We start from the raw sequence: 26,052 nt of genomic DNA on the forward strand, positions 1-26,052 counted from the left end.
ACTGTGTATAAATTTGTAAATTATTGTTTATCCGAAAAGTGCTCCAAGACCGGCCATTCCGCTCTCTTCTTCCTCTTCTTCTGGCTCTTCTTCCTTCTCTTCAGCTGCTTCTTCTGTGGCTGCTGGCACAGCTGCTGCTGCACTTGCTGCAGCGCCGAGAGCTTCCTTCAGTTCATCATCAACAGCTTCTTCATTGTTACTGGAAGCTGCAGATGCAACTGAAAGCATCTGTGAGTGTGCCTTTCCAAGCAATGCATCCATAATTTCCGGTTCGAGAATTGTAGCATTGATTCCAAGGTTGCGTGATTCTGTTGCGACCTTTGAAATGAGTGTCTTGATGTTCTCTGCGGTTGGGTATGCTGCATATACTGACAGGTTGAATGCCTGCTGAGCTGCAAGTGTGAAGTCTGTGAAGTATTTGTCTTCGTCGATAGCAAGGACTTCTGGTCCAAAGACCGATCCGTCTTCAAGGACTGCTCTCATATCAAGACCTACTACCATTGGGTAGATCTCGAGTCTTGTGAGCATAGCTGCAAGCTTCTGTGAGACTGCTTCTCCTTCCTTTGCAACTACCTTAGTTTCCTTAATGACTACCTTTCCCTTGTCAATAGCTGCTGGGATTCCAGCTCCCTGCATATCACCGAGGATTGGTCCTGGTGGGAAGCTTGTGGGGCCGGCTTCTACAATGATGTCCCTAGGTGCAATTGCGCCTGCTTTGATTGGGGAAGGACTCTTGCTCTTTTCGAGTAACTTATAAAGCTTGAAAGGATTCTGTTCGGTAAACACCAGAGCAGTCTGTACATCGATGAACTCAGCCATCTGTTTGACATCATCATCTGATTCGTCAATTGCTCTTCTGGTAAGTGTATTCCTTGCTACTTTCAAAACAGCTGTACCCTGAAGATCTCTCCTCATTTTCTGGAGCTGTTTTGCAGGAATTCCAGTTATGCCTACTACACCGAACAAAGGGTACTTCTTTATGAGTCCTTTGATTTCCTCAACTTCTTCCTTTTTCCATTGAGGTACATGTTCTGTGTGGTGTGTATCTACCATCACATCACCTTCACGGATTTGCCCATAGTGGTCGTAACATAAATTGATTTTATGTTGTGCTTTCCCTTTTCAAGGGATTGCTCGATCCTAGTTACTACGGTTTCGATATTGTCTGCTAACTTAGCTTCATCCATGTTTCTGCGCCCGATTGGCACGTGGAATGTAAGCTTATCCTTCGACCTGACCTTGATGGAGTTGCTTACACTGTTAATCAGATCAGCAACATTCTTTCCAGGTGGAAGTGGTGTTGGCATCTTTCCTCTTGGACCGAGTACGATACCGAGGGTCTTACCTATCTGTGCCATGTACTGCACTTCGGCAATGAAGAAATCGATTTCGTTAGCGATTGCTTTTGCACGTGTCTTGTCTTCTCCAAGTTCAGTAAGCTCTTCCTCACCAAATACGTACTCAGCACCTGCTTCCTTTGCCTGGAGTCCTACTTCTCCTTTTGCAAAAACAGCAATTTTCAGGCCTTTTCCTAATCCGTGTGGAAGTATGATCTCTTCATCAACACGGTTTTTAGGCTGACTCATATCTAGATTTTTCAAGTTTATTGCAAGATCCATACTCTCTGAGAACTTACGTTCCGGTGAATCTGCTAATAACTTGCTAATATATTCTATTGTACTTTCATCTGCCATTCTTTACCTCCCGTAGTTTGAACAAATGTTCAGGCAGGACCGTTTCGGTCTACTACGGCTGTGTTTAGGGTTTCGGTCTAAAAGACCAAAACTCTGTCGTCTAATGGGCAACCCATTAATTAAGCAATAATCTTAAACGTTTCGGTTAGAGCTGAGGATAAAGCATTTACCATGCTTCATTAGCAAGGATGTCGTCAAATTTGCCCTCATCGAGTGCTTTCTGACATTCCCTTACGTCCATTCCTTCAGCAGTAACTCCCATAGGCACACAGGATCCAAGAACTTCCTTGACTGCTGCCTTTAATGTGTATGACAGTATATCGTCTTTCTTCATCCTTGCGACTTTTGCAGCCTGCTGGACCGTAAGATTGCCGACAGTTACTGTGCCTGCTTCGCCGGACCCTTTCTGGATTCCAAGTTCCTGCAGAATAAGCGCAGATGTTGGTGGTGTACCTACTTCGATTTCGAAGCTCTTATCGTCTGCGACTATTACCTTTACAGGAACTTGCATTCCATTGTAATCCTTTGTCTTTTCGTTAATTTTGTCAATTACGTCTTTGATATTGATTCCAAGCGGACCAAGAGCTGGGCCGAGTGGTGGCCCTGGATTTGCTTTTCCTCCCGGAACCAATGCGTCAACAATATTTACCATTTGAGTATCACCATTGAATTTTAATTATTGATAAATAGGTTCAGGAATTTCCCTCTTCCTCTTTTCTGAGGATTCTTACAGTATCACCACGGATAGTTATAGGTATCGGTACGACAGCATCAAAGAGCTCAACAGTGATCTCTTCGTGACCTTCGTCAACTCTCTTGACACGTGCTTTCTCTCCCTTGAACGGTCCGGATGTCACCTCAATTATGGCACCTTCTGTAATACCGGTGACCGTTGGTTTTGGTGTAAGGAAATGGGATATCTCCTCAATACTTGATTGTCCCTTGACAACAGTTCGTGCATGGGGGACTGTCTGGATTGCCTGTTCGACCTCGCCAGAGTTTGGGGATTCCAAAAGTATGTAACCTTTCAGTTCATCAGGTGCAATGATGGCCCTGATGTCGAAGTGTTCTTTTCTTGCAACCTGTGCGATCATATTTGCGACTGAACGCTCCTGATTTGCAGTTGTTTTCACAACAAATATCAAGGAATCCTCAGCCATGATCACACCCATTGTGGCATCTCTACCAGCAACACAAAAATTATGAAGCCGGCCAATCCGATAGCAAGAATTCCAAGTCCTGCAACCTTTGAGATCATCAGGAATTCTTCTCTCGAAGGCTTCTTCGTCAGTTTAAGTACCCTAAGGTATGTCTTCAGGGTCTGGTTTATGTTACTGTGTAATTTGTTCAGGTCAAATGCTTCTGCCACGTATTTCACAACCGGTTCTGATTGATGAATTTATAGATAATCAATTTTTTGAAATCAGCATATATTGCGGGATTCTCCACAAAATGCTGAATTATAGCGCCATTTAAATAGCGTCTATTATAAAATACCTTTCGATTGAATCGTGCAGTTCGCACGATCCAACCGCAATCAGGTAAAAAGTGTATTTTTCATTTTACAAAGTCAATTCCGTATCTTCTGGTCACGTTTTGTCCTCCACCATGACCATATATCTGTGGGGATTTGACACCTGTCACAACTATCATTGTGCGTACGGTGTTCTCAAGTGTGTCATCAACCTGCGCACCCCAAATGAGCCTTGCATCAGGGTCAATTCTGCTATATACTTCCTGGACGACACTTTCAGCTTCGGCAATTGTCATGTCCGGTCCGCCTACTACATTGACAAGAGCGGATGTTGCACCTGATATATCTACATCAAGTAATGGGCTCCTAAGTGCTTTCTGTACGGATTCCACAGCCTTAGCCTCTCCCTCAGCTTCTCCAAGTCCTATCATTGCGACGCCACCGTTCTGCATGACAGTCCTGACATCAGCAAAGTCAAGGTTTACTAACCCTGGTTTTGTAATAAGTTCTGTAATTCCTTTTACAGCTCTCATTAATACTTCGTCTGATACTTTGAATGCAGCCTGGAGTGGTAATCTTGGGACCACTTCAAGGAGTTTATCGTTTGGCACTACTATTACTGTATCAGCAACATCTCTCAATCTCTCAAGACCTGCCTCAGCATTAGTGCGCCTGACCTGCCCTTCTACTCCAAATGGGAGTGTCACTACTGCAATCGTCAAAGCTCCTGCATCGCGTGCAGCCTCTGCAACTACTGGTGCGGATCCTGTTCCGGTTCCTCCTCCAAGTCCTGCAGTGATAAATACCATGTCACTGCCATTTACAGCAGCAGCAATCTCATCTAAACTTTCAATAGCTGCATCTTCACCGATCTGTGGAAGACTGCCTGCGCCAAGTCCTCTTGTCTTTTTCCTTCCGATCAGTATCTTTCTAGCGGAGTTGATGTTCAGAAGATGCTGTGCATCGGTGTTAAGGGCAACAAGATCAGCGCCTTTAATTCCCTCGTCAATCATTCTCTGTGTACTGTTTGAGCCGCCGCCACCGCAGCCAATTACCTTTATATTGGTAGTTAACTCACTCAGCATTGCTTCCAGTTCTGCATTTATATCGTGTTGTTCAGGAACTGTGGCTGAGCTGCGAAGACGCGTTTCCTGTTCAGACCTTGCCAGTGCCTCTTCTACTATGGATTTCATTCTTTTTCTCCCTCAAATGAAAATCGTATGTTAGATTCCGTATTAAGTTATATCTACTGCATTGGACAATGGAATTGTTTTAATTTTTCGCACATGGACCATTTCTGGCCCGATAGTCCTACCATCAATAACGATCGATTCTTTTCTTGCCAGTTTTCCATACATCGGACCAGGGGGAATTCCCATGTTCCTTGCAAGTTCGGGGCTGAATTGTTCATCGCTTATGTGCAGTATATTATCCTCTGGAATATATTTAATTGCATAATGCTCTTTTAGTATTTTAATGCATTCGTTTGTGATGTCCTGCATCGCAATTTTGATATTATCTGCAAAGCCCATGATGAAGTTTGATATTATTCCATTGTCCTTTTCCAGGTAGATTGGTGCTAAAATATCCAGCATTTTGATTGTGCTATTCTTGTCGCAGGTGATGCACTGTTGCAGTAATTTCTCACTAATAGCCTCTGTAACTATTTCTGGCATGGCAGTCTCATCATGTGGGTGGTTGCTATTCCTCTCCATATCCGCTCTGAATGCATCCGAAATTCGAAATCTTCCATTCGGGCAGAGCTTTTCAGACATGCTGCGTATTTCAAGGAACAATTTCCAGGGAATTCCTTTCATTTCGCGTATTTCATTTTCCCTGAGTAGCAGGTATCCAAGCTCATCAATGATCCGTGTGAATTTCTCTCTCATTTTAGATTGCATGGATTTTCTGTCAAAGTACACAAAGTCTGCATTTGATTTTACAAAGGCCTGTAATACCATATCCTTATCAATGTTCTCAAGTTGGTAATCCGGGAAATTATGGCCAAAAGTAATGTATGTTTCAAGGATGAGCTTTGTCTGCCTGCTGGCATAGTGTCCTCCCCCTATTCCTATCGCAATGGGGGTATCTTCCTCCTTTGCTTCGAGGATTGACCTGGCAACTAACTCTCCTGCCTCGGGATCTGACCATTGTTCTTCTCCGCTACCGATCTCTGCATATACCATTGGCGTTTTCACATCGCTTGGCCCGTGATGTGTTGATTCCATATTTATTTCATACCCACTCCTCTGGTCCAATTCTTTCATATTCATGAGTATGGGGCGCATAATACTTGGTGCGGGGACTGATAATTCTCTATCTCTTCCTCCAAAATCAGCATTATTCGGATTTCCTGTGAAATGGGTGGTGAGTACTGCTCTCCCATCAGCACTTTTATGCTTGGACGCTACGATGATCAAATTAGTATTAAATCCACAACTATCCATCTTTTTGTCTATCTTGTCCTGATAGATGTGGTGCTGGTCTATCTCTATTATGCGATATTTCTCATTTTCGTAGACTGCTGTCAGCTCACTCCAATCAATTGCTTTGATATCGATCGTTTTCCAATCTCTAAGGCTAAGCAGATGTTCCTTGATGTTCTGGCTGGCCCTATCTACTGTGGAGCAAAGTATGGTTATTTTCTCATTATTCATGTCGTGTCACACAGAGGATTTCTCTATGACTAATGTATTTTGCCGTACTGGACATTTTCGTATCCCGGTTCGTGTGGGGTCTTTATTAAGCTTAAAACCCAGTAGTTTATTATCCGCATGACTTCAATACCATTTGAGGTCAACGCAAAAAATCGTGATGTGATAATGTGGGCAGTACAAATGTAGGAAATGTTTCGATAACCTGGCTGGGATATGCAGGTTTCATGATAAAAAGCAATGATCGAGTTATATATATAGATCCTTTCATCCTTCCTGAATCTATATCCGATGATGATCTGGCTGACATTATTCTGATAACTCATGAACATCCTGAGCACTGTTGTCCTGATTCGATCAGGCGGGTCCGGAAATTAGATACCACTACGTTAATTCCTGAAAATATGAGTCTGAAATTCAAGGGTGATGCAAGACGTATACTGGAAGGGGATTTGCTTACTGGTGACCTTGCTATAAAAGGAATAGATATTCAGGTAGTTCCTGCTTTCAACAAGTTTTCACCATATCATTTAGAAGGGGATGGTGTGGGCTATATACTGGAGCTGGGTGGTGTACGGATATACCATGCCGGTGATACGGATTTTATTCCTGAAATTGATCCTGGTGATGGTCCAATAGGTATTGCTCTTCTTCCAATTGGCGGTGTTTCTGTGATGGATGAGGTAAAAGCATCTGAGGCGGCACTTTTATTATCTCCTGCTACTGTAATTCCTATGCATTACAATAATGGTGGCGATCCTGAAAAATTCAGGACACTTGTTAATGAGGGTGATTCTTCTATAGAGGTAATTATTCTATAGGATTTTTTCATAATGAGGTTATCATGGCACAAAACCGCAAGAAAAAAAAGACAATTGCCAAGGATATTGCCCTTGAGCGAATAACTTATCTGTTCTCTGCTGCAGGCGATGCATATCCTCTCGATCCTATGCGAAGTAACCGATATGCTTCCCTGGCGCGAAGAATCGGCATGCGTTATCGTGTGAGTATTCCTTCTGAGCTTAAAAGAAAAATATGCAAGAAATGTAACTCGTTCCTTGTGCCCGGTTCAAACTGCAGGGTTCGGCTGAGTGATGGTTCTATCATTATAACCTGTTTGAACTGTGGGGCTATCAAACGTTATCCATTTTGCAGAAATTGATCTACATTATTAGCGTCAACAGTTGCATTATAATGTAGGTAGCTGCAAATATAATGAGTCCCATGGCTATATACAGGAATATGTTCCTGAAAACTACATCTTTTTCAGATCCTGCTTTGATCCCAAATCCTCCGCAACAACCGCCTTTTCCGCATCCGGTGCAGGCTGAATCTTCTTCTTCAGAATTCTCTGTTGTGTTGTTTAGAACGGGGATGATTGTTTTCTCTGACATTTTCTCGTTGTCTGCCTTGTATTAGATAAAGTTATTTCAAGGTGAAAATTCAGTATAAAAAAGATAGCGACGAGAGGGGGATTCGAACCCCCGAGGCGCAAAGCACCACAGGATTAGCAATCCTGCGCCATACCGGGCTTGGCTATCTCGTCATTTTTCGTGTCTGTCCCTTAACGCAATCCACCTATTTAACGCTTTGGTTATAAGTGACAGGCACACCTCAAGTTGGTGCTTTTCACATCTCCAAATGATCTGCAATCTCTCCTCCACTCCGCAACCCCGCAAGCGACAATTGTCCACGGTTGGTCTGCTCCCTTCCGGGCCTGGACTGGTTCTCGCGGTTAAGGTATAAAAACAAGTTCTCCAACAAGCTCTTATATCAACATTATCCAAGCAGGACGGGGTTTCTCAGTTGAAATTACAGGTTTGAAGATGATCCGAACATCTTCCATCGGTTTCGTCTCCCGCATATCGGCGATTTCGGGTTACAGGTAACGCCGGGCTACCCAGACTAGCCTGTCACCTCTAAATACGCATGACAGGTAATAAAAGTATCCTTCATATTTATTGGAGCGGAATTCTCTATGGTCGTGATTAACTACGATTGTGATAAAATAGTTATAGTTACGCGTCTTTATAATGCTCCAGAGGTAAAATATGGATGAACTAATTGGATTTGTGACTGGTAATAAGAATCGTCGGAAATTGCTTGCTTTATTGGCATCTAGGAATGAACTTAATGGTGACAAGCTTGCAAAGAATATGCGTATAGCCCGCCCTTCGGCTGATAAGGTGCTTGGTGAGCTGCTTGATAGAAAATTAGTCGTCCAGAATGACAATTCTTTCAGCCTGACTGAACTTGGGGCTGCTGTCGAGAAAAGGATGCAGAGCATTTAGCTCCACTTTTTTTTTAAAATAGGGACTACTAGATCAGTGTGTCTGTACGCATTTTGATACCGGCATCGGTGATTGCGTATTCCTTTATAGATCTCTTATGTTTTGTTCCTCTTGACTTGATCACGCACATATATCTGCGGTTTCTTGCCTTGGAGTTGCGGAGCATCACTACTGAATCCACCAGGAATGCAAGATATATCTCTTCATTTCCCGGACAATCCGATGAGCTTGTCTCTGTTGTAAAAAGGGCGGTAATGCTCTTGCTTTTAAGGTAGCTTGCAAGTGAGTAGAGGTAACCTTTCAGTTTCAACTTATCGGGGATCGAAATCTCAAGATTGTTCACTCCATCGTAAAAGACCCTGCTGGCACTCATTGTTTCAATGGCATTCTTTATTCGAATGGAGTGCTCAGCTGGATATATGTTTGCGGGGTTGCTGCATATGAAATGCAAGAGCCCACTTTTCATGAACTCTTCCAAGTCCCATCCCATTCTCTTTGCATCCATGAGCAACTGGTGGGGTGAGTCTTCAAAAGTGACTATTAGTGCAGGTTCTCCTTGTTGGAGGCCGTGGTATATGAACTGGAGTCCAAATATTTTTTTACCTGTGCCGGGCTTTCCCGCGACAAGGGTGCTACTATATTTGAGAATTCCTCCTCCAAGCATTGTATCCAGTCCCGGAATGCCTGCTTCCACCCTGGAATCATCCAGCTTAAAATTATCTTCAGGTTTAAGGTGCGGATATACTGTTAATCCGCCAGGGGCAATATCATAAAGGTATTTGCAAGATGTGATCTCTGATTGTTTTCTCAGGTCAATTCCTCTCATTTTCAGGAATTCAAGATAATGGTCTGTCTTTAAACCATTCTCTCCTCTTGAAAGGTATATGATGCCATCTGAAAGGTGACTTACTACTGATCTATGCAATTCATCTTTAATGAGTTCGCCAACAAGGAATGTAAGCATGCTTCTTTCCTGCAGCATTGAATCCAGCGTATAGAAGAACCTTCTTCTCTCCTGTTCTACAAACCCAAAGCCAAGTGGTGTAATGGGGTCTATAACCAACCTGTCGGGTTTTTTGGTTTCGATCACATTTCCAATGTCTATCAGGGTGGTAAGGGGGTCTTTTTCGGCGAGTTGGCGGTTTATGGGGTATACTTCTAAAGATTCATTATAAAATTCAAGCGTTGAATGGTACATTTTCAGCTTGTCTATCTTCTCTGTGGTTATAGGGATGTATAATGTCTTTTCCCCACGTCCTGTAGCTTCTGACAGCATCTGCAATGACATTATGGTCTTGCCGACACCTGCCGTTCCGGCAAGCAGTATTGTGGAGGGTGACTTAAATCCGCCCAATAATTCATCCAGGCTTTCAATTCCGCAGGAAATTTGGTTTAAATTATCCATTTGTATCGTTTTGGTTTTTGATCAATGTCGCTTATTCGCAAACTTAATATGTTTTTTAATCTACCATACGGGTGATACTATGAATCACCGATGTCCAGTTTGCGAAGGAAAAATGAACAGGTGGAGATATCCTGTTCTTAAAAGGCACGATCAGTTTGGTCGTCCTGTTGTTATCTATAAGTGTGTCGAATGTGGTCATGAGGAATTATATCCGGATGTATGAAAAAATAAGTTCTGATCATGTCAGAACATCGAGTATACTTCTTCATGTGGGTGTATGACAAACCCTGCGGGTGTGATGTCATATGGGTGGATCTTTTTGCTGTGGTCCGATCCTCTCATCTTGTATATTTCCATACTTCTCATGCGCACATTTTCATGGCTCTTATAGTATAGTACAATGGTTCCGTCAGTAACAAAATTCTCGACACCGAACCTGGATGGATTTGATTCATCCACAAGTTCACAGGTCATCATGGATGTAAGTCCGATAACTTCGAGGGTTGTACTCAATTTTAGAAGCTCAATGCGTATTTTTGCAGGTTCCTGCAGGTAGAAACTTACTGATGTAGTAGAATCTACAAGTGAACGCTTGGCATTGATCTCTTCCTGGGTTGCAATTATCTGGTCCATCATCGAACGAATGTCGAAGGGTCTGGCATCCACGTATTTTTCCTGTGATGGAATTCCTATTTTAGTGGAACATGCATCGATGATCACCAACTTGTTCTCTTCTTCAAGGGCTTCCAGGTCCCATCCAAATTTCATTACATTTTCTCTTATTTGTTCCGGCCTTTCCTCAGTGGCTACTATTATACCATTTTCGCCATATTTGGTAATGCCATTGTAGATGAACTGGATTGAAAAGTTTGTTTTTCCTGCTCCTGATGTCCCTGAGACAAGATATGTCCTGTCCCTCAAAAGTCCGCCACCACACAACTCATCAAAACCGGGTATGCCTGTTTTGACCCGGTTTGCCTCGTCTTCCATCGAGATCACTTCAGAAACTGCACCATCGTACATTTGATTATTTCACTCCTTGTACTATTATATTAGTAACTCTTTGTGATTGGTACTATTAATTCAGATTTATTGCATACATTCACGCAAATCTTTATTGTATCGGATATATAAAAATATATTGAGATGATTCTTATAATAATGAGGTGTTTTCCGGATTGCTGCATTAGTCCATTTGGTGATTTTGGTCTAAGTTCGACAATTCGTATATTAAATTTCTGTATTAACGTATTTTTGGGACATTTCATTCCTAAACTTCGACATTCACCGTTAAATGTATCGCTATTTGCCAATGCAATGCGATAATTCTCTCCAATTAGACCACAAAAGATTTAATAGGGCAATCGTTTAATACAATTCTTGTAATCCAATATGACGGGATTAAGAGGGTGATGAAGTTCCCTTCGGCAATAAACGAAAATATCATTTCGTTGATTTGTTCGAAGATCCTTAGAGTGCATTATGCATTTTATCCACTGATTCTCACTCTATTACAAACTATAATTTAACGGAGGAAAATAATGAAAAGATTTACAGCAATCGCATTAGTAGCTCTTGTTGCTCTTGCTGCGTTAGCTATGCCTGTATCTGCAGCAGATTCAGTCGTAATACGCAGTACAATTCTCAACGGCACTGATTTCGGCGATATACTTGATGATTCAACTCAGACTAATGTCGATGGAAACATCGAATTCAACGCATACAACTTTGCAGGTTTCTGGGCAGATCTCGATGATGATCTTGCAAGTGAAACCCTTACAATCATAAACGGCTCAAACGTTGATTTGGATGGAAACACCATAGATGAAAAAGGTCTCTGGTACAATGCAAGCATCGTACAGACTGGCTATGAAGCAAAGTTTGCAAATGAAACAGATGCTAAAGTAAACATAACAGAATTCCCAATCATTGGTCTCTTTGCAGAGCCATACGTATCAGTCGCTAACGATGATGCTGGTGAACTCGTAAAGCTCATCATAGACACCGATGACAAGTACACACTCAGGACCGGTTCAGCACTTGAGCTTCCTGAAGGCTATGCACTTACCGCAAAGCAGATCGATGTAGAAGGTGACAAGGTCTGGATGGAGCTCTCCAAGGACGGAGAATTCGTTGAGGATGAAGTTATCGATGTAACTGCTGGAGAGGCAACCTGGGACTACGATGTAGATGTCGGAGACCAGGATGATGTAATCGTCTTCAGAGTACTCATTAGCGATGTATTCCAGGGTCAGGTAGACAGCCTCGCTGTTATCGAAGGTCTCTGGCTCATTGACTACGAGAACATACTTGAGGTCGAGAGCTCAGACGAGTTCGGCGAGCTTGAGGTTAGTGCTGTAGGCAAGACCATCGAGATGTTCAACTCCGGTACACTCACACTTTCACAGGACAAGACTGTAGACCTCGCAGAAGGCATGTTCTTCCAGACTGCTGACGACGAAAACAACCTTCTTAGATTCTACGTCGCAAAGGAATACACAGAACCTGGTACATACGTAATCAGAGGTAACATTGTTAAAGCCGGTGGCGACTTTACATGGGGCGCATACGAGTTTGCTGCTTTCTGGGCAGACCTTGATGACAACCTTGCTTCCGAGGAACTTAATATTCTGACAGCTATTGATGACACTAACCGTGGCATCCCTGAAAAGGGTCTCTGGTACAATGCAAGCATCGTACAGACTGGCTATGAAGCAAAGTTTGCAAATGAAACAGATGCTAAAGTAAACATAACAGAATTCCCAATCATTGGTCTCTTTGCAGAGCCATACGTATCAGTCGCTAACGATGATGCTGGTGAACTCGTAAAGCTCATCATAGACACCGATGACAAGTACACACTCAGGACCGGTTCAGCACTTGAGCTTCCTGAAGGCTATGCACTTACCGCAAAGCAGATCGATGTAGAAGGTGACAAGGTCTGGATGGAGCTCTCCAAGGACGGAGAATTCGTTGAGGATGAAGTTATCGATGTAACTGCTGGAGACGCAACCTGGGACTACGATGTAGATGTCGGAGACCAGGATGATGTAATTGTCTTCAGAGTACTCATCACCGATGTATTCCAGGGTCAGGTAGACAGCCTCGCTGTTGTCGAAGGTCTCTGGCTCATTGACTACGAGAACATTCTTGAGATCGACAGCTCAGACGAGTTCGGCGAACTTGAGGTTAGTGCTGTAGGCAAGACCATCGAGATGTTCAACTCCGGTACATTGACACTTTCAGATGACAAGACTGTAGACATCGCAGAAGGTATGCAATTCCAGACTGCTGACGACGAAAACAACCTTCTTAGATTCTACCCATTCGTTGAGAGAACAATCGGCGAAGACGCTGTAGAAATAGTCGACGGCGAACCTACTGACGAAGAAATGCCTGTTGACGAAGAAGCTCCTGTAGTTGACGAAGAAGCTCCTGTAGTTGACGAAGAAGCTCCTGTAGTTGACGAAGAAGCTCCTGTAGTTGACGAAGAGGCTCCTGTAGACGAAGAAGGCGAAGAAGAGCCAGCACCTGGCTTTGAAGCAATCTTCGCTGTTGCAGGTCTTCTTGCAGTCGCATACCTTGTCAGAAGAAACTAAAATAAATAAAATCTAGAAGGGATTTTCCCTTCTAATATTCTTTTTTTTGCTTTGTACATTTTTACAATTAATTTATCATCTGGTTTTTGAGGTGAAATAATGATTAAGAAACTTACTTTAGTATCAACTCTGCTGGTTTTAATGCTCGCAGTAAGTGGATGTACTGATTCTCCTGTGGATGGTGAAGACATAGTCCTGCCCGAGGGTTATGAATATCTGGGTAGCCCTCCCATGTCGGTCGAGGATGTGAAAGAAGATTACGTATCCATTGATGGGATCGTAGGTGCCTCTGAATCACTTTACAAGTACTCTGATGTGGACTTATATATCGATATGATCGAACTGGAAAGCAGTGATATTGCAGAAGAATTTATTGTTCAGTATAAAGCTGAGTTCAAACAGATGACTGCTGGTTCACGTTTCACAGAAGTATCCTTTAACGATCATCCTGCCACTGTAATACAAGAGCATGTTACTGTGGGCGCAGAGCAAGTTCCAAGATATACTTATATATGGGCCAATGGTAATTTCGTTTATGTTGTGGGTGGAAACACCGATGACAGTGAAATTCTGAAAGGTCTTGCAGAATCTACCGGATTCTAATCCGGCTTTCTATTTTTTTAATGAAAAACGTTTCAATCGACATGTTTTAATATAACTTTGTCTATCTACAAGCTGCACTGCCCGGGTAGCCTAGTTGGTTGGGGCGCCAGACTCATAGGGAATATTTAACCGTGCGTCCAAATCTCCTGAGACATCTGGAGGTCGCGTGTTCGAGTCACGCTCCGGGCATCAAACTTCTTGTTTAGTGCTTTTTGCCTATTTTTATCTTAACCTTATTTATAATTGTAGCATAAAACTCCGATGTCTTTAGCATCGGGGATGTAAGCGTCTATTACTGCCTCTTGTTCTTGATTCTGATACATATTAATACCATTACAGCGTATATTATACTATGCGGAAATCGTATAAATTCCGTCTGTACCCCACCAAAGAACAGGGAATTATTCTCACAAAAACTTTGGATGTATGTAGATACATCTACAATGAATTCTTAGCAGACAGACGGAATGCATATGAAAGATGCAATCAAGGACTTACTACATTTGACCAGATCAATCAGATCAAGTATCTTGAGTTCAATACGCCAGTGCAATCTCAGGTCAAACAAGATGTCCTCAGGCGACTCGGCAAGTCGTTCGATGCTTTTTTCAGACGGTGTAAATCCGGGGATGTTCCAGGTTATCCACGGTTCAAGGGAAAGGATAGGTACAATAGTTTTACGTATCCTCAATCAGGTTTTGGGATAGAAGGGAATAAACTGAAACTATCCAAGATCGGAAACATCAAAATCAAACAGCATCGGGACATCGAAGGTAAGATAAAAACATGCTCTATCAAAAGAGAACTTGACCGGTGGTATGCAGTGTTTTCTGTTGATTTAGGCGATAATCCTGCAAAAGTTAAGCCGGTTACATCCATAGGCATCGATGTGGGACTTAATTCATGTGTTACTCTGAGCAACGGTGAACAATTCGATTCTCCGGAATATTACCGTAAGTCTGAGAAATCTCTTGCAGTTCAACAGAAAAGCCTGAGCAAGAAGAAGAAAGGTTCCGAGAACCGACTCAAACAAAAAACGAAAGTCGTTAAGGTTCACAGAAAGATACGTAATCAGAGACTCGATTTCAATCATAAATTAAGCCGAATTCTCGTCGATAGATTCGATATGATAGTATTTGAGGACTTGAATATTCAGAACATGGTTAAGAATCATCACCTAGCAAAATCCATATCAGATGTTGCATGGGGTCAACTAATCCAGATGACAGAAAACAAAGCGGAAGAAGCTGGTAAGTATGTCGAATTAGTTAATCCTTACAATACATCACAAAAATGTAGTGGTTGTGGAAGCATTGTCAAAAAAAGTCTATCTGTCAGGGTACATAAGTGTCCTGAATGTGGGCTCGTACTCGATAGAGACATCAACGCAGCAATCAATATTCTAAATCTATGCACCGTAGGGACTACGGATAGAGCCTGTGGAGTCATGAACGTTGGTTCGGGCTATGAAGCAGGAAGCACCTAAATCTTTAGTTTAGGTGTAGTTCACTGCTTCAGTGCTTTGAAAATCATTAAAATCTCTCTCTTGTAACTACTTTTGATTTTTTCAAAGCCTCGCATGCTTTAACAGCAAAGCATATATGCTGACAAATCGCTAAGATAGTTCATGAACTTCCAGATATTGGACGCTGATTATGTCCGAAGTGATGACGGACCTGTCGTTAGGCTCTTTGGCAGGGCTGAAGACGGTAAGAGCGTCTGCTGTTTTGTTCCGGGTTTTGAACCATATTTTTATGTAAATATCACCGGTGATCCTGAATCCGCAGGTGACCTGTTAAAAGACCGTTTTGATGTCATCAAAAAGGTAGAAGTCGTTCCAAAATATGAGCCGGTAGGCTATCAGCTCTCAAAAAAGCCAATGCTTAAAGTGACAACACTGGAGCCTCGAAACGTTCCTGAGATCCGTGATGATGTTAATGCTATACCTGCTGTTAAGGAAATCTATGAAACAGATATTCTTTTCAGGAATCGTTTCCTGATAGACAGGGAACTGCATGGCATGAGCTGGGTATCGGCGGAACCAATATCTGATAATTCATTTGCTGAAGGTCAGAGAATATATTGTGACCGTATCATCACTTCCACTTCACTGAAGGAAATTGATAAAATATCAAATGCCCCGCTTAAGCATCTGGCATTTGACATTGAGTGTTTACCAATAGGCGGTTCGATGCCAACTCCTGATGAGTCTCCTGTGATAATGATCAGTCTCTCATTTTCCCCTGCTTTTGAAGGCCATGAAACCATCGTTCTGGTTTCAAAAGAGGTTGAGGATGTTGACGGGGATGTTGAGGTCTTCGCAAGTGAAGAGCATATGCTGAACCGTTTCTTCGATATCTTCCAAAAGTATGATTCTGATACAGTTTCTGGTTATAATTTAATTGATTTTGACATTCCCTATATTGTCGACAGGGTGAAAAACCTTAATGAAAATGGCTGTAACATAAAACCCTATGTGGGTCGTGATGGCAGGGCGCTTTCATATCGTAAGATCGGCAATCGTACGATGGTATCAATTCCCGGTAGGGTTGTTGTTGACGCACTTCCGCTTATCCGGGCCCAGTACAGTCTAAAACGTTATACGTTGAGAAATGTTGCTAAAGAACTCCTTGACATGGAAAAGCTGGACGTTGCACCTTCTGATATGGAGGAATACTGGAATGATTCCGGCGAAAAGATCCTGAAGTTCATAGATTATGCCCGACGTGACTCGGAGTTGGCACTTGAACTTGTGCTAAAACTGAGGCTTCTTGATAAGTATATTGCAATAGCTCAAGTGAGTGGTTCCTTGTTACAGGAAGTGGTGGATGGCGGTCAGACCTCCATGGTGGACAACCTGTTGCTGCGCGAGTATGGAATAAGGGATCGTGTGATGCATACTAAACCTTCTGATGATCTGGTTGCTTTCAGGAATAAGAGCAGCGAAGGTTTAAAAGGGGGCGAGGTGCTCGATCCTAAGAAGGGTCTGCTTGAAGATGTTGTTATTCTTGACTACAAATCTCTCTATCCCACCATAATGATGGCTCACAACCTCTGCTATACTACTGTTGTGGAAAATGACTGTCCTGAGGTCGATACGATAAGGCCGCCCTCTGGGGGGGAGTTCGTAACTGCCGGGGTTTCAAAGGGTATCATGCCTTCTATCCTTGAAAATCTCCTCAACAGGAGAATTGAGACGAAGGGCCGTATGAAGACAGCTTCAAATGATGATGAATATCGTGTTCTTGATGCCACTCAGCTGGCATTGAAGATACTCTTGAACAGTTTCTATGGTTATTCCGGCTATACTCGCGCAAGACTTTACAGTCTCACACTTGCAAATGCAGTTACAAGCTTTGGCAGGGATAATATTCTCAATACGCGTTCCCTTATCAATGGCACGATCAACAAGGTGATCCTAAAGGATGGCAAGGCCTTTTTCACCGAAGAACTGGGTGCCATATCAGATGACGATAAAGTAGTCTCACTTTCAGTAGTCTATGGTGACACGGACAGTGTTTTTGTGAACTGCAGCTCAAAAAATGATATTTCCCTTGAGGATGCTGAACTTGTGGGTAGTAAGATCGCAGGCATGGTTTCCGATTCTCTCCCTGACCCCATGGAACTTGAATTTGAGTCAATTGCAAAACGTGCTCTCTTTATTGCAAAGAAGCGATATGCTATATGGGTATTCGAGCGCTCGGGCAATGCCTGGGAGGACAAGATAAAGGTCAAGGGCATGGAAACAGTTCGAAGGGACTGGTGTGGCCTGACTTCCAAGACGTTAAACACTATCCTGGAACTTGTATTGAAGAAAGGTGATGTCGATGCAGCTGTCAGTCATGTGCGAAAGGTAGTTGATGGTATCCGGAACATCGATGTTAAAAAAGACGCCGACATAATCGATGACCTCATTATGACGCGTCAGTTCTCCAAAAAAATATCCCGTTATAAGAACAAACAACCTCATCTTACAGTTGTCGAGAAGATTGAGCGCCGGACTGGCTCTCCTCCTCCTATAGGAGATAGGATACCTTTTGTTATTGTTGCCGGCAAGGACCTTTTTGTCAACCGTGCTGAAGACCCGGACTATGTGCGCGAGCATAATGTCCCAATAGATGTGGATTACTACGTCAAGAAGCAGTTACTTCCTCCCGTTGAGCGAATACTTGGTGTATTCGGCGTGGATATTGCAAACCTTGACTATGACTCAAAGCAAAAAGGTTTGTTTGACTTCTCGGAAAAACCAGAAGAAAATCCTGTAAAAAGAATAGAAAAAAGAGAAGCTCCGGAATCGCAGGATTCAAATGGGAGCAAGGCCCAGAGCTCTTTGTTCGATTTCTAATTAAGGTCTACTCTTTCTCCGGATGCCATGTATACAATACTTTCGCAGATATTGCATGCATGGTCTCCCATTCTCTCAAGGTAGCGGAGAACGAACAGTAAGTGAGATGCATTATTGATGGTAGTTTTATCATTTACCATTATTTCTATGAGTTCTCTCTCGGTGTTATAGAACAGTTTGTCTATTTCATCATCTTCCCTGGATACTTCTTTTGCAAGGTCGGGGTCAACGGTCTCAAAGGCATTAATGGCATTTTGGAGCATATTGCTTACAAGTTCTCCCATTCTGGGGATGTCGACAAGGGGCTTTATGTGTTCGCCTTCTATGCGCTTTGCAACATTGGCAATATCCACAGCCATATCAGCCATTCTTTCAATATCGATGGATATTTTCATGCAGGAAGTAACAAGTCTCATATCGCCAGCAGTTGGATTTTGGCGTGCTATTATTTGCTGAATGCATCTTTCAATTGTTCTGTCCATATCATCTATGAGCTGATCACCTTCGATGACCTTGTCTGCAAGCTCAATGTCCAACTCTTTAAGGGCAACTATTGATTCATCTACTGCGCTTTGAGCTTCATTACCCATGGCAATAATCATTTCCTTAAGCAGATCCAAATTGTGCTGGTATCGCGTACGAATCATAAAATCACCCGAATCTTCCTGTGATGTAATCCTCTGTGGACTTTTCCTGTGGATTCTCAAATATCTCTTCGGTTTTTCCAAATTCTACCATGTCTCCCACAAGGAAGAATGCCGTATGGTCTGATATTCTGGCAGCCTGCTGCATGTTATGTGTCACGATAACGATGGTGTAGTCTTTTTTCAATTCCAGTATAAGATCTTCTATCTTGCTGGTTGATATGGGGTCCAGAGCACTGCATGGTTCATCAAAGAGTATAACTTCTGGCTTTACGGCAAGAGTTCTGGCAATACAGAGTCTTTGCTGTTGTCCTCCACTTAAGTCAAGGGCAGAGTTTTGCAGCCTGTCTGAAACCTCATTCCACAATGCTCCTGATCTCAATGCATCTTCCACAATTCCGCTTATATCTCCCTTTTTCGCGCCATGTATGCGGGGCCCATAAGCTACGTTATCATGGATGGACATGGGGAATGGGTTTGGTTTCTGGAATACCATTCCAACTTTTTTCCGAAGGTCTACGACATCTACTTCTTTTGAGTATATGTCCTGTCCTTCTATCTGGATGTCACCTTCAATACGGCATGTGGGGATGAGGTCATTCATTCTGTTAAGGCACCGAAGGAATGTGGATTTGCCGCAACCTGATGGGCCTATAAGAGCTGTGACACTGTTTTTTGGTATATTGATGTTTATGTCATGGAGTGCATGATTGTCTCCATACCAGAGATTAAGATCTTTAACCTCTATCTCTGTTCCATTTTCAAAATCATTTGACATTTTAAGTACCTCTATATACTAAACTTCACCTTTTAGTATGATATCATCTACTGAGTTTCTTCTTGTAGTGATTTCTTAAAGTTACTGCAATTGCATTGACCGAAATGACTATTATAAGCAGTACCAGGGCTGTTCCATATTGCAGGGGTCTTGTTTGGGATATGCTTGTTCCTGATGTGGCAAGTACATACAAATGGTATGGCAATGCCATGAACTGTGAATAAAGTGAGTTTGGAAGTCTTGGCAGGAAATATGCAGCTCCAGTCAGCAGTATGGGTGCTGTCTCTCCTGCAACTCTCCCTATGCTCAAAATAGCACCGGTTATCATGCCTGGTAGTGCTGCAGGAAGTACCACTCTACGTATGGTCTCCCACTTCGTGACCCCAAGTGCCAATGAAGCCTCTCTGTATTCCTTTGGAACTGTGATGAGTGCTTCCTGGCTCGCCCTTATGATTACCGGCAATATCAATAGTGCCAGTGTCAATGCTGCTGAAAGTATGGATGGTCCGAATCCGAGATACTTCACGAATAATGCAAGCCCGAATAATCCGAATACTACTGACGGGGTTCCTGCCAGGTTGTTGATTGCCATTTCAATTGCCCAGGTAGTTTTTCCGGGGCGTGCATACTCGTTCAGATATATGGCTGTAAGTATTCCGAGTGGCATGGCAATTCCCATTGATCCTATGATGAGATATATTGTACCCATTATGGCCGGATATATGCCACCTTCTGTCATTCTGCTTCTTGGCATCTCGGTAATGAACTCAAGGCTTATCGCACTGTAACCATTGGACACTATATAGTACAGTATCACAAGAACAAAAGCCACTACCATTAACACAGCTAACTTTAACATCGTAAAAGCTATTTTCTCATTGAGTTTTGCATTTGAAAACATGGCTATCACAGTTCGAACCTGTATCTCCTTTTAATGTAGTTGGCTACAATGTTGATTATGAATGTAGTTATGAAAAGAACTGATCCTATCGCAAAAAGTGCATGAAAGTGATCGCTTCCCTGCGGGACCTCTCCCATCTCAAGAGCTATTGTTGCAGTCATGGTCCTGACAGGTGCAAATAATCCTGATGGAAATCCTGGGATGATGGCAGAATTGCCTGTGACCATCATGACTGTCATGGTCTCTCCAATGGCACGCCCGATCCCAAGCATTACTGCAGCGGAAATGCCTGAAAGTGCTGCGGGAATCGTCACTTTGTAAATGGTCTGCCACCTCGTGGAGCCAAGTGCAAGTGACCCTTCTTTAATTGATCTTGGTACCGAATTGATAGCATCCTCTGAGATCGATATGATGGTGGGTAATGCCATGATTCCCAGCATGATGGATCCTGTGAGTGCTGTCTGTCCTGTGGGGATTCCGAGTGTTTTTTGTATGGTGGGTACTAGTACGACAAGTCCGAAGAATCCATACACTACTGAGGGTATCCCTGCAAGTATTTCTGTGATTGGTTTTAAGATGCCTGCTATTTTTGGGTCGGCAAGCTCCGATATGTATATTGCTGCTGCTATGCCCAGCGGTACTGAAAAGATTACTGCTCCTACTGTAACTATTATTGATCCAAGGAGCAAAGGCAGTAAGCCGAAATGCACTGGCTCGGATGTGGGGAACCATTTTGTATCGGTCAGGAAACTTATCACTGATATGTGTTGGAAAAGTAATATCCCATCACTGAATAAAAAAATACAAAGCAGGAAAAGGGCTACTACTGCCACTGCTCCGGATAAGAAGAGCAGTGATTCAATTCCCTTTTCCTTTTTATATCGATTAAACATCTGCTCCTCTTATACTAATTTTTACATTGCAGGGAAGTATCCCACATCGGAAACTATGTCCTGTCCGGTTGGGCTGTTCACATAGTCAAAGAATTCCTTTGCAAGTCCCTCTGGCTCTCCGTCGGTGTAGTAGTGGAGTGGTCTTGAGAGTGGGTAGTCGCCTTTCATGATGTTTTCAGGGTTTGCTTCTACAAAGCCTTCTCCTGCGTCAAGTGCAAGTGCAGTGGTGCTGTCATCAAGGTATGCGTATCCGATATATCCGATAGCTCCTGTATTCTGGCTGACTTCCTGTACTATTGCACCGGTGGCTGGCTGTACGAGAGCATCCTGGCGGAATTCTTCATCAAGAAGTACTTCTTCCTGGAAGTATCCGTATGTGCCTGAGCTGCTGTCACGTGTGATGACTGTGATCGTGCGGTCTTCTCCGCCTATATCTGCCCAGTTGCTGATGCTTCCGTCATAGATTCCCTTAAGGTCTTCGAATGATATTTCTGTTACTGGGTTTTCCGGGTTGACAACAACAACTATTCCGTCCCATGCAACTACGTGCTCAAGGGGTGTGATTCCGTTTGCTTCTGCTTTTTCGATCTCAGAGTCCTTGAGCTTTCTTGAAGCCATTGCTATATCGACTTCTCCGTCAATGAGTGCAGCAATTCCAACTCCTGAGCCTCCGCCAATAACGGTGATACTCTTTTCTGGGTTTTCGATCATATACTCTTCAGCTTCTGCCTGGGAAAGTGGAAGTACTGTATCTGAACCTTTGACGATGATGCTCTCGGCTTCTGCTCCATGTTCGCCTGATGTTTCTTTATCCTGGTCTATGCAACCAATGCCTGCAAATACAGACATTAAAACAAGAAATGCAATTGAGCATATGGCAATGCTCTTAATAATTGTTCTGGACATTTTTACTTCACCTAATTACCATGTACGATCATGTATTGTCTATTTAGTGACCTGTTCTCCAACACTGATTCAATACATAAGGTCTGTGCAATTAGAATATATATTTTTAGAAAATATATATTGTCATATGGTGTATATATTTGCATATATAATCTATATATTTATGTTTGCGGGATGCTGGCATGGTTATCTTTCCCATCATAACATGCATATATCCCAATGGAAATAATAGACTGTTATGCCTGATATTTTGATAAAGAATACAAAAGTATTTTACAATAATTATTTGCAGCCTGCTGAGGTGCTAATTGAAGATGGCAAGATAATAAAGATCGCCAAACAAATAGATGTTCAAAGGCTGGACACAACAATCGATGCAAAAGGGGCTCTTACTCTGCCTGCGGGCATTGACGGCCATGTTCATTTCAGGGAGCCTGGAATGACTGGGAAGGAAGACTGGTATACTGGGTCATGTTCTGCAGCAGCAGGTGGTATAACCACAGTCATCGAACATCCCAACACGATACCTGCCACAATCGGCCGAAAATCTTTCAGGGAAAAGCTCAGACTTGCAAACCGTAAGTCTGTAATCGATTTTGCTATTAATGGTGGGGTTACGGATAATATTGAAAAGCTTCCTGAATTGTGGGAACTTGGTGTTGCAGCTTTTGGCGAGATATTCATGGCAGAATCAACAGGTGAGCTAAATATCAGTGAGGATAAGCTAGATGAAGCCATGTCACTGATCACTGAAATGGATGCTTTGGCTTGCATTCACGCGGAAGATGAAAGTATCAGGTTGGAGTGTGAGTCTCACTTGAAGAATGATATGTCGCCTCAGTCACACTCCAAAGCAAGGCCAAACCTGTGTGAGGCATTAGCTGTTGAGAAGGCGGTTGCAATTGCCCGCAAGAATGAAACCAGAACTCATTTTTGCCACATAAGCGCATTTGAGTCTCTTGGATTACTTAGGAAGGAGAAATATATTACACAGGAATCCAATTCTGTTGGTTTTACCTGTGAGGTTGCGCCCCATCATCTCTTCCTTTCAACAAGGGACTGGGGTCGGCTTGGTTCCTTCGGGAGGATGAACCCTCCTTTAAGAGATCGACGCAATGTGAAAATGTTGGTGAATGGATTGAATGATGGGACCATTGATGCTGTGGCATCTGATCATGCGCCACATGCGGAATCTGAAAAGGATGTTGATATAAAAAGCGCTCCCTCTGGTGTGCCGGGTGTTGAAACTTTGTTGCCTCTTATGATGATTGCAGTCAAGAAAAATCTGATCCCAATTGGGCGGATGGTAGAAGTGACTAGTAAGAATCCTGCCCGGATATTTGGTCTGGATTCACATTCGAAAGGTACTTTTGAGGTGGGCTTTGATGCGGATCTTGTGATAATGGACCCTAATAATGTTCAGGTTATTAAAGGGGACAATCTGCATAGTAAGGCAGGATGGACGCCTTATGAGGGTATGGAGGCGATCTTCCCTGAGTATACTCTGGCGCGGGGTGAGGTCGTATGGGATGGTGAAATTATTGCTCCGCGAGGCCGTGGCAACTTCCTTCCTGGGAAAGGCCTTGTTTCTGAATAAACATGTTCATAAAATTAGGTCTGTGTACATGAATCAATAACCTTTTAAATATATAATGCGTAGTTTGTGTACACGGTGGTGTGATGAAAACAAAATTCCCAATTCATACTACATTAAGCGTTGACGCTATAAAGGTACTTGAAAGGTATGAAAAAGAGCTTGGTGCAAAGAATATAGTGCTTGAAAAAGCACTTCTTAACCTTGACAACAGCCGTTTCAAAGCCAAGCTTGACACGCAGAACATTGATCGACTTATCAAGCGTATAGAAACTGGAATTCCTGGCCTAGATGATTTTCTCGAAGGTGGCTATCCCAAAGGATTTGCGATTGTAGTTACTGGTCCTCCTGGCACTGGAAAAACTACATTTTCCATGCAGTTTCTCATGGAGGGTGTTAAGAAAGGAGAGCGCTGCATTTTCTTTTCATTCGAGGAACGTGCGCATCAACTTGTACAACATTTTATGCGCTTTGGCTGGGATGTTGGAAAATATATTGACGATGGATACCTCGAGATATTCGGCATTTCCATGTTGACATCAGAAGAGATGGTGGAAATAATTGATTCTCATAAACCTGATAGGGTTGTTTTTGATTCACTCAATGTTGTCAGTGCTCCTGGTGATTTCAGAACTTCCAGTTCCTGGCGTGGTCTTCATAGGCTTTTGAAAAAGAATATGGTAACCTCTCTGCTTGTTACTGAAAAATCTCACGGGATCGATCTGAAGCAGTTTGATGAGTTTGACTTCCTTGGGGATGGTATTATCTTTCTGGATTTCATACAGACCAACGATATAGATACCACTCCTATGCCTGTTATGTCTATTCAGAAAATGAGGGCTACAAAGGTAGACCACACTCCTCAGCCATTCAGATTCACTAATAGTGGTATTGCAAAATACCGTGCATTGAATCTGCCATCGCAGGTATTGCAGGAAAAGATAGAAAAACGAAGGGCTGAGCGATTGAGTATTTCCTCAGATGAAGTATGATATGAGGCTGGCAAGAAGGGCGGTTGCATAGATCGCCTTAAAGCTTCCTGCACCACCAATATTGATGTATGCACTTCCATTTTTTTCTTTATTGAATGTGATTGCAGATGCTATCACTCCAATCAGGATTCCGCCAATGCCTGCAATAAATGTTATTGTGGCAGCTTCCTGGGGTGTAGTTATGAGTGCGAAGGGGATTGCTATTATTCCTATGTACTCGGGAACTATTATCCCTACTCCGTTCACCATTTCGGAGAGGATCGTTGCGGCTGCTATAATTATTAGCATTACTTCAAGGGCTGTGACAAAGGGATTGGTGAATAAGAGGTAAATAATAGTAATGATGGGGATTATGAATCCTCCCATGTTCACAGTTACCGTTGTATTGAACACTCTCTCTTTTCCCATGTTCAATTCTTTGACCAGTGGGACTGAATATATGTCTTCGATCAAAGGTGCGAATTTGAAGAGTTGTTCGTTCTTCCTTGTTCTTATGTCTGCAATCGGAATTTCTATAAATGAACCGAACAGCATTAAAAAAAGAATAATGATTAGGGGGAAGGGGGTCAATGTACCTATGGATAATTCTCCCTTGTAGCAGAGAGCCGTAATTGGCAATAATATCAATGCAAAGATAGCATATGTTCTTATTTCCGATTTATTCAGGTAGCCTCTCATTTATCCACCGGTACATATATTTCCTTACTCAAATTTAATATTTATCTCTGAATATTTGCGATATCTAGTAGTAATCAAGCTGGGATTGCAGCATTTCCTGTCTCTTCTTTTCAAGGAAACTATATACGCTACCATGCGTTGCACCTTCTATCAGCATCTCGAGAGCTGTTCTGGCAACCTGATTCTGCTCCGGGGTTCCTATTATACTAACAGTTTTCCCGTATACGGATATCTTGACACCTATTAGCCTCTCGCTGATCTCGCGTGTTTTGCCGCCCTTTCCTATGATTCGTCCTTTAAGGCGAAGTAGTTCTTTGGGGGTGCTTGTATATTTGGATATGTCTATTACATCAAGCATGAGGAGGTCATCATCAAGCATATCGATTGTTTTTTCGGGATTAAATCCTCTGGCAATTGCTTTAACTACTTCCTCAGCCCGCATTGCACCTACTGGATCATCTCCCTGGATGATTTCTACAACTCCATTTTCGCTATCAATATCAAGTTCCGCTGTTGACTTGTTTTCGATGAGCTGCTTGACGCTTCCTTTTGGTCCAATGATGGCACCAATTCTGTCTTTAGGAATTTTTATATGTGTCAT

General features: G+C 42.7%; 27 protein-coding genes, 2 tRNA genes and 1 other RNA gene. 10 read left to right on the top strand and 20 right to left on the bottom strand.

Going from position 1 to position 26,052, the window contains the following annotated elements:
- Positions 1 to 27: 27 nt before the first annotated feature.
- The 7 genes from V7O66_RS11850 to V7O66_RS11880 all read right to left on the bottom strand — a co-directional run bounded on the left by V7O66_RS11850 (position 28) and on the right by V7O66_RS11880 (position 5,825).
- Positions 28 to 1,056: a 50S ribosomal protein L10 gene (locus V7O66_RS11850; RefSeq protein WP_406660524.1), complete on the bottom strand. Its 1,029-nt coding sequence runs from the start codon at positions 1,054 to 1,056 to the stop codon at positions 28 to 30.
- Positions 1,053 to 1,694, bottom strand: a complete 642-nt coding sequence (locus V7O66_RS11855) for a 50S ribosomal protein L1 (RefSeq protein ID WP_406660525.1) — start codon at positions 1,692 to 1,694, stop codon at positions 1,053 to 1,055. Before V7O66_RS11855 ends, V7O66_RS11850 begins: the two co-directional genes overlap by 4 nt.
- A gap of 166 nt (positions 1,695 to 1,860) precedes the next feature.
- A complete protein-coding gene (locus tag V7O66_RS11860; RefSeq protein WP_406660526.1) occupies positions 1,861 to 2,346 on the bottom strand; it encodes a 50S ribosomal protein L11 in 486 nt (161 codons plus the stop codon).
- Positions 2,347 to 2,386: 40 nt separating this feature from the next.
- Positions 2,387 to 2,854, bottom strand: a complete 468-nt coding sequence (locus tag V7O66_RS11865; protein ID WP_406660527.1) for a transcription elongation factor Spt5 — start codon at positions 2,852 to 2,854, stop codon at positions 2,387 to 2,389.
- 2 nt (positions 2,855 to 2,856) lie between these two features.
- On the bottom strand, positions 2,857 to 3,045 hold the full coding sequence (locus V7O66_RS11870) for a protein translocase SEC61 complex subunit gamma (RefSeq protein WP_406662649.1): 189 nt from the start codon (positions 3,043 to 3,045) through the stop codon (positions 2,857 to 2,859).
- A gap of 206 nt (positions 3,046 to 3,251) precedes the next feature.
- Positions 3,252 to 4,361 (bottom strand): cell division protein FtsZ, encoded by a 1,110-nt coding sequence (gene ftsZ / locus V7O66_RS11875; protein ID WP_406660528.1) that lies wholly within the window; start codon positions 4,359 to 4,361, stop codon positions 3,252 to 3,254.
- A 42-nt stretch (positions 4,362 to 4,403) separates the two neighbouring features.
- Positions 4,404 to 5,825, bottom strand: a complete 1,422-nt coding sequence (locus tag V7O66_RS11880; protein WP_406660529.1) for a D-aminoacyl-tRNA deacylase — start codon at positions 5,823 to 5,825, stop codon at positions 4,404 to 4,406.
- A 167-nt stretch (positions 5,826 to 5,992) separates the two neighbouring features.
- Here V7O66_RS11880 and V7O66_RS11885 point away from each other — a divergent pair, with 167 nt between their 5' ends.
- Both V7O66_RS11885 and V7O66_RS11890 read left to right on the top strand, forming a co-directional pair.
- Entirely contained in the window at positions 5,993 to 6,643 is a 651-nt protein-coding gene (locus V7O66_RS11885; protein ID WP_406660530.1) for an MBL fold metallo-hydrolase, read from the top strand.
- 23 nt (positions 6,644 to 6,666) lie between these two features.
- Positions 6,667 to 6,984, top strand: coding sequence for a ribonuclease P protein component 4 (locus tag V7O66_RS11890; protein WP_406660531.1), 318 nt, complete (start codon positions 6,667 to 6,669; stop codon positions 6,982 to 6,984).
- Between the two features lies 1 nt (position 6,985).
- Here the strand turns inward: V7O66_RS11890 and V7O66_RS11895 are convergent, their stop codons facing one another.
- The 3 genes from V7O66_RS11895 to ffs all read right to left on the bottom strand — a co-directional run bounded on the left by V7O66_RS11895 (position 6,986) and on the right by ffs (position 7,738).
- Positions 6,986 to 7,216 (bottom strand): hypothetical protein, encoded by a 231-nt coding sequence (locus tag V7O66_RS11895; RefSeq protein ID WP_406660532.1) that lies wholly within the window; start codon positions 7,214 to 7,216, stop codon positions 6,986 to 6,988.
- A gap of 67 nt (positions 7,217 to 7,283) precedes the next feature.
- Positions 7,284 to 7,368: transfer RNA gene (locus tag V7O66_RS11900), tRNA-Ser, on the bottom strand.
- 55 nt (positions 7,369 to 7,423) lie between these two features.
- An RNA gene (ffs, locus tag V7O66_RS11905) (signal recognition particle sRNA) lies at positions 7,424 to 7,738 on the bottom strand.
- Positions 7,739 to 7,873: 135 nt separating this feature from the next.
- Here ffs and V7O66_RS11910 point away from each other — a divergent pair.
- Positions 7,874 to 8,113, top strand: coding sequence for a transcriptional regulator (locus V7O66_RS11910; protein WP_406660533.1), 240 nt, complete (start codon positions 7,874 to 7,876; stop codon positions 8,111 to 8,113).
- Between the two features lie 28 nt (positions 8,114 to 8,141).
- Here V7O66_RS11910 and V7O66_RS11915 read toward each other — a convergent pair whose 3' ends face one another.
- Genes V7O66_RS11915 through V7O66_RS11925 form a run of 3 tightly spaced genes read right to left on the bottom strand, consistent with a single transcriptional unit; the run spans position 8,142 to position 10,541 of the window.
- Positions 8,142 to 9,518 (bottom strand): RAD55 family ATPase, encoded by a 1,377-nt coding sequence (locus tag V7O66_RS11915; protein ID WP_406660534.1) that lies wholly within the window; start codon positions 9,516 to 9,518, stop codon positions 8,142 to 8,144.
- Between the two features lie 55 nt (positions 9,519 to 9,573).
- Positions 9,574 to 9,717: a hypothetical protein gene (locus V7O66_RS11920; protein WP_406660535.1), complete on the bottom strand. Its 144-nt coding sequence runs from the start codon at positions 9,715 to 9,717 to the stop codon at positions 9,574 to 9,576.
- 44 nt (positions 9,718 to 9,761) lie between these two features.
- Positions 9,762 to 10,541, bottom strand: coding sequence for an ATPase domain-containing protein (locus V7O66_RS11925; protein ID WP_406660536.1), 780 nt, complete (start codon positions 10,539 to 10,541; stop codon positions 9,762 to 9,764).
- 518 nt (positions 10,542 to 11,059) lie between these two features.
- On the opposite strand from V7O66_RS11925, the gene V7O66_RS11930 reads away from it, so the two are divergent.
- The 5 genes from V7O66_RS11930 (at position 11,060) to V7O66_RS11950 (ending at position 18,065) form a co-directional block, all read left to right on the top strand.
- Positions 11,060 to 13,117 (top strand): S-layer protein domain-containing protein, encoded by a 2,058-nt coding sequence (locus V7O66_RS11930; RefSeq protein ID WP_406660537.1) that lies wholly within the window; start codon positions 11,060 to 11,062, stop codon positions 13,115 to 13,117.
- 99 nt (positions 13,118 to 13,216) lie between these two features.
- The gene (locus V7O66_RS11935) at positions 13,217 to 13,720 is read left to right on the top strand and encodes a hypothetical protein (RefSeq protein WP_406660538.1); all 504 of its coding nucleotides are present in this window, start codon (positions 13,217 to 13,219) and stop codon (positions 13,718 to 13,720) included.
- 79 nt (positions 13,721 to 13,799) lie between these two features.
- Positions 13,800 to 13,909, top strand: a tRNA-Met gene (locus V7O66_RS11940).
- A gap of 163 nt (positions 13,910 to 14,072) precedes the next feature.
- Positions 14,073 to 15,206: an RNA-guided endonuclease InsQ/TnpB family protein gene (locus V7O66_RS11945; RefSeq protein WP_406660539.1), complete on the top strand. Its 1,134-nt coding sequence runs from the start codon at positions 14,073 to 14,075 to the stop codon at positions 15,204 to 15,206.
- A gap of 141 nt (positions 15,207 to 15,347) precedes the next feature.
- The gene (locus V7O66_RS11950) at positions 15,348 to 18,065 is read left to right on the top strand and encodes a DNA-directed DNA polymerase (protein ID WP_406660540.1); all 2,718 of its coding nucleotides are present in this window, start codon (positions 15,348 to 15,350) and stop codon (positions 18,063 to 18,065) included.
- Here the strand turns inward: V7O66_RS11950 and phoU are convergent.
- The 5 genes from phoU to V7O66_RS11975 are packed head-to-tail and all read right to left on the bottom strand — an operon-like array spanning position 18,062 to position 22,187.
- Positions 18,062 to 18,712 carry a phosphate signaling complex protein PhoU gene (phoU, locus tag V7O66_RS11955; protein ID WP_406660541.1) on the bottom strand — a complete coding sequence of 217 codons (651 nt, stop codon included), beginning with the start codon at positions 18,710 to 18,712 and terminating at the stop codon, positions 18,062 to 18,064. The genes V7O66_RS11950 and phoU overlap by 4 nt on opposite strands.
- A 4-nt stretch (positions 18,713 to 18,716) precedes the next feature.
- Positions 18,717 to 19,487: a phosphate ABC transporter ATP-binding protein PstB gene (gene pstB / locus V7O66_RS11960; protein WP_406660542.1), complete on the bottom strand. Its 771-nt coding sequence runs from the start codon at positions 19,485 to 19,487 to the stop codon at positions 18,717 to 18,719.
- Positions 19,488 to 19,530: 43 nt separating this feature from the next.
- Entirely contained in the window at positions 19,531 to 20,388 is an 858-nt protein-coding gene (pstA, locus tag V7O66_RS11965; RefSeq protein ID WP_406662651.1) for a phosphate ABC transporter permease PstA, read from the bottom strand.
- 5 nt (positions 20,389 to 20,393) lie between these two features.
- Complete coding sequence (gene pstC, locus V7O66_RS11970; protein ID WP_406660543.1) at positions 20,394 to 21,281, bottom strand: phosphate ABC transporter permease subunit PstC; 888 nt, start codon at positions 21,279 to 21,281, stop codon at positions 20,394 to 20,396.
- Positions 21,282 to 21,302: 21 nt separating this feature from the next.
- Positions 21,303 to 22,187: a PstS family phosphate ABC transporter substrate-binding protein gene (locus tag V7O66_RS11975; RefSeq protein ID WP_406660544.1), complete on the bottom strand. Its 885-nt coding sequence runs from the start codon at positions 22,185 to 22,187 to the stop codon at positions 21,303 to 21,305.
- Between the two features lie 238 nt (positions 22,188 to 22,425).
- Here V7O66_RS11975 and V7O66_RS11980 point away from each other — a divergent pair, with 238 nt between their 5' ends.
- A complete protein-coding gene (locus V7O66_RS11980) occupies positions 22,426 to 23,784 on the top strand; it encodes a dihydroorotase (RefSeq protein WP_406660545.1) in 1,359 nt (452 codons plus the stop codon).
- Between the two features lie 83 nt (positions 23,785 to 23,867).
- Positions 23,868 to 24,773, top strand: coding sequence for an RAD55 family ATPase (locus tag V7O66_RS11985; protein ID WP_406660546.1), 906 nt, complete (start codon positions 23,868 to 23,870; stop codon positions 24,771 to 24,773).
- Here V7O66_RS11985 and V7O66_RS11990 read toward each other — a convergent pair.
- The gene (locus V7O66_RS11990; protein ID WP_406660547.1) at positions 24,759 to 25,451 is read right to left on the bottom strand and encodes a DUF1614 domain-containing protein; all 693 of its coding nucleotides are present in this window, start codon (positions 25,449 to 25,451) and stop codon (positions 24,759 to 24,761) included. The two genes, V7O66_RS11985 and V7O66_RS11990, sit on opposite strands and share 15 nt — an antisense overlap.
- Positions 25,452 to 25,515: 64 nt before the next feature.
- Complete coding sequence (locus tag V7O66_RS11995) at positions 25,516 to 26,052, bottom strand: KH domain-containing protein (RefSeq protein ID WP_406660548.1); 537 nt, start codon at positions 26,050 to 26,052, stop codon at positions 25,516 to 25,518.

This window comes from Methanolobus sp. ZRKC3 (assembly GCF_045291275.1).
GTDB lineage: Archaea > Halobacteriota > Methanosarcinia > Methanosarcinales > Methanosarcinaceae > Methanolobus.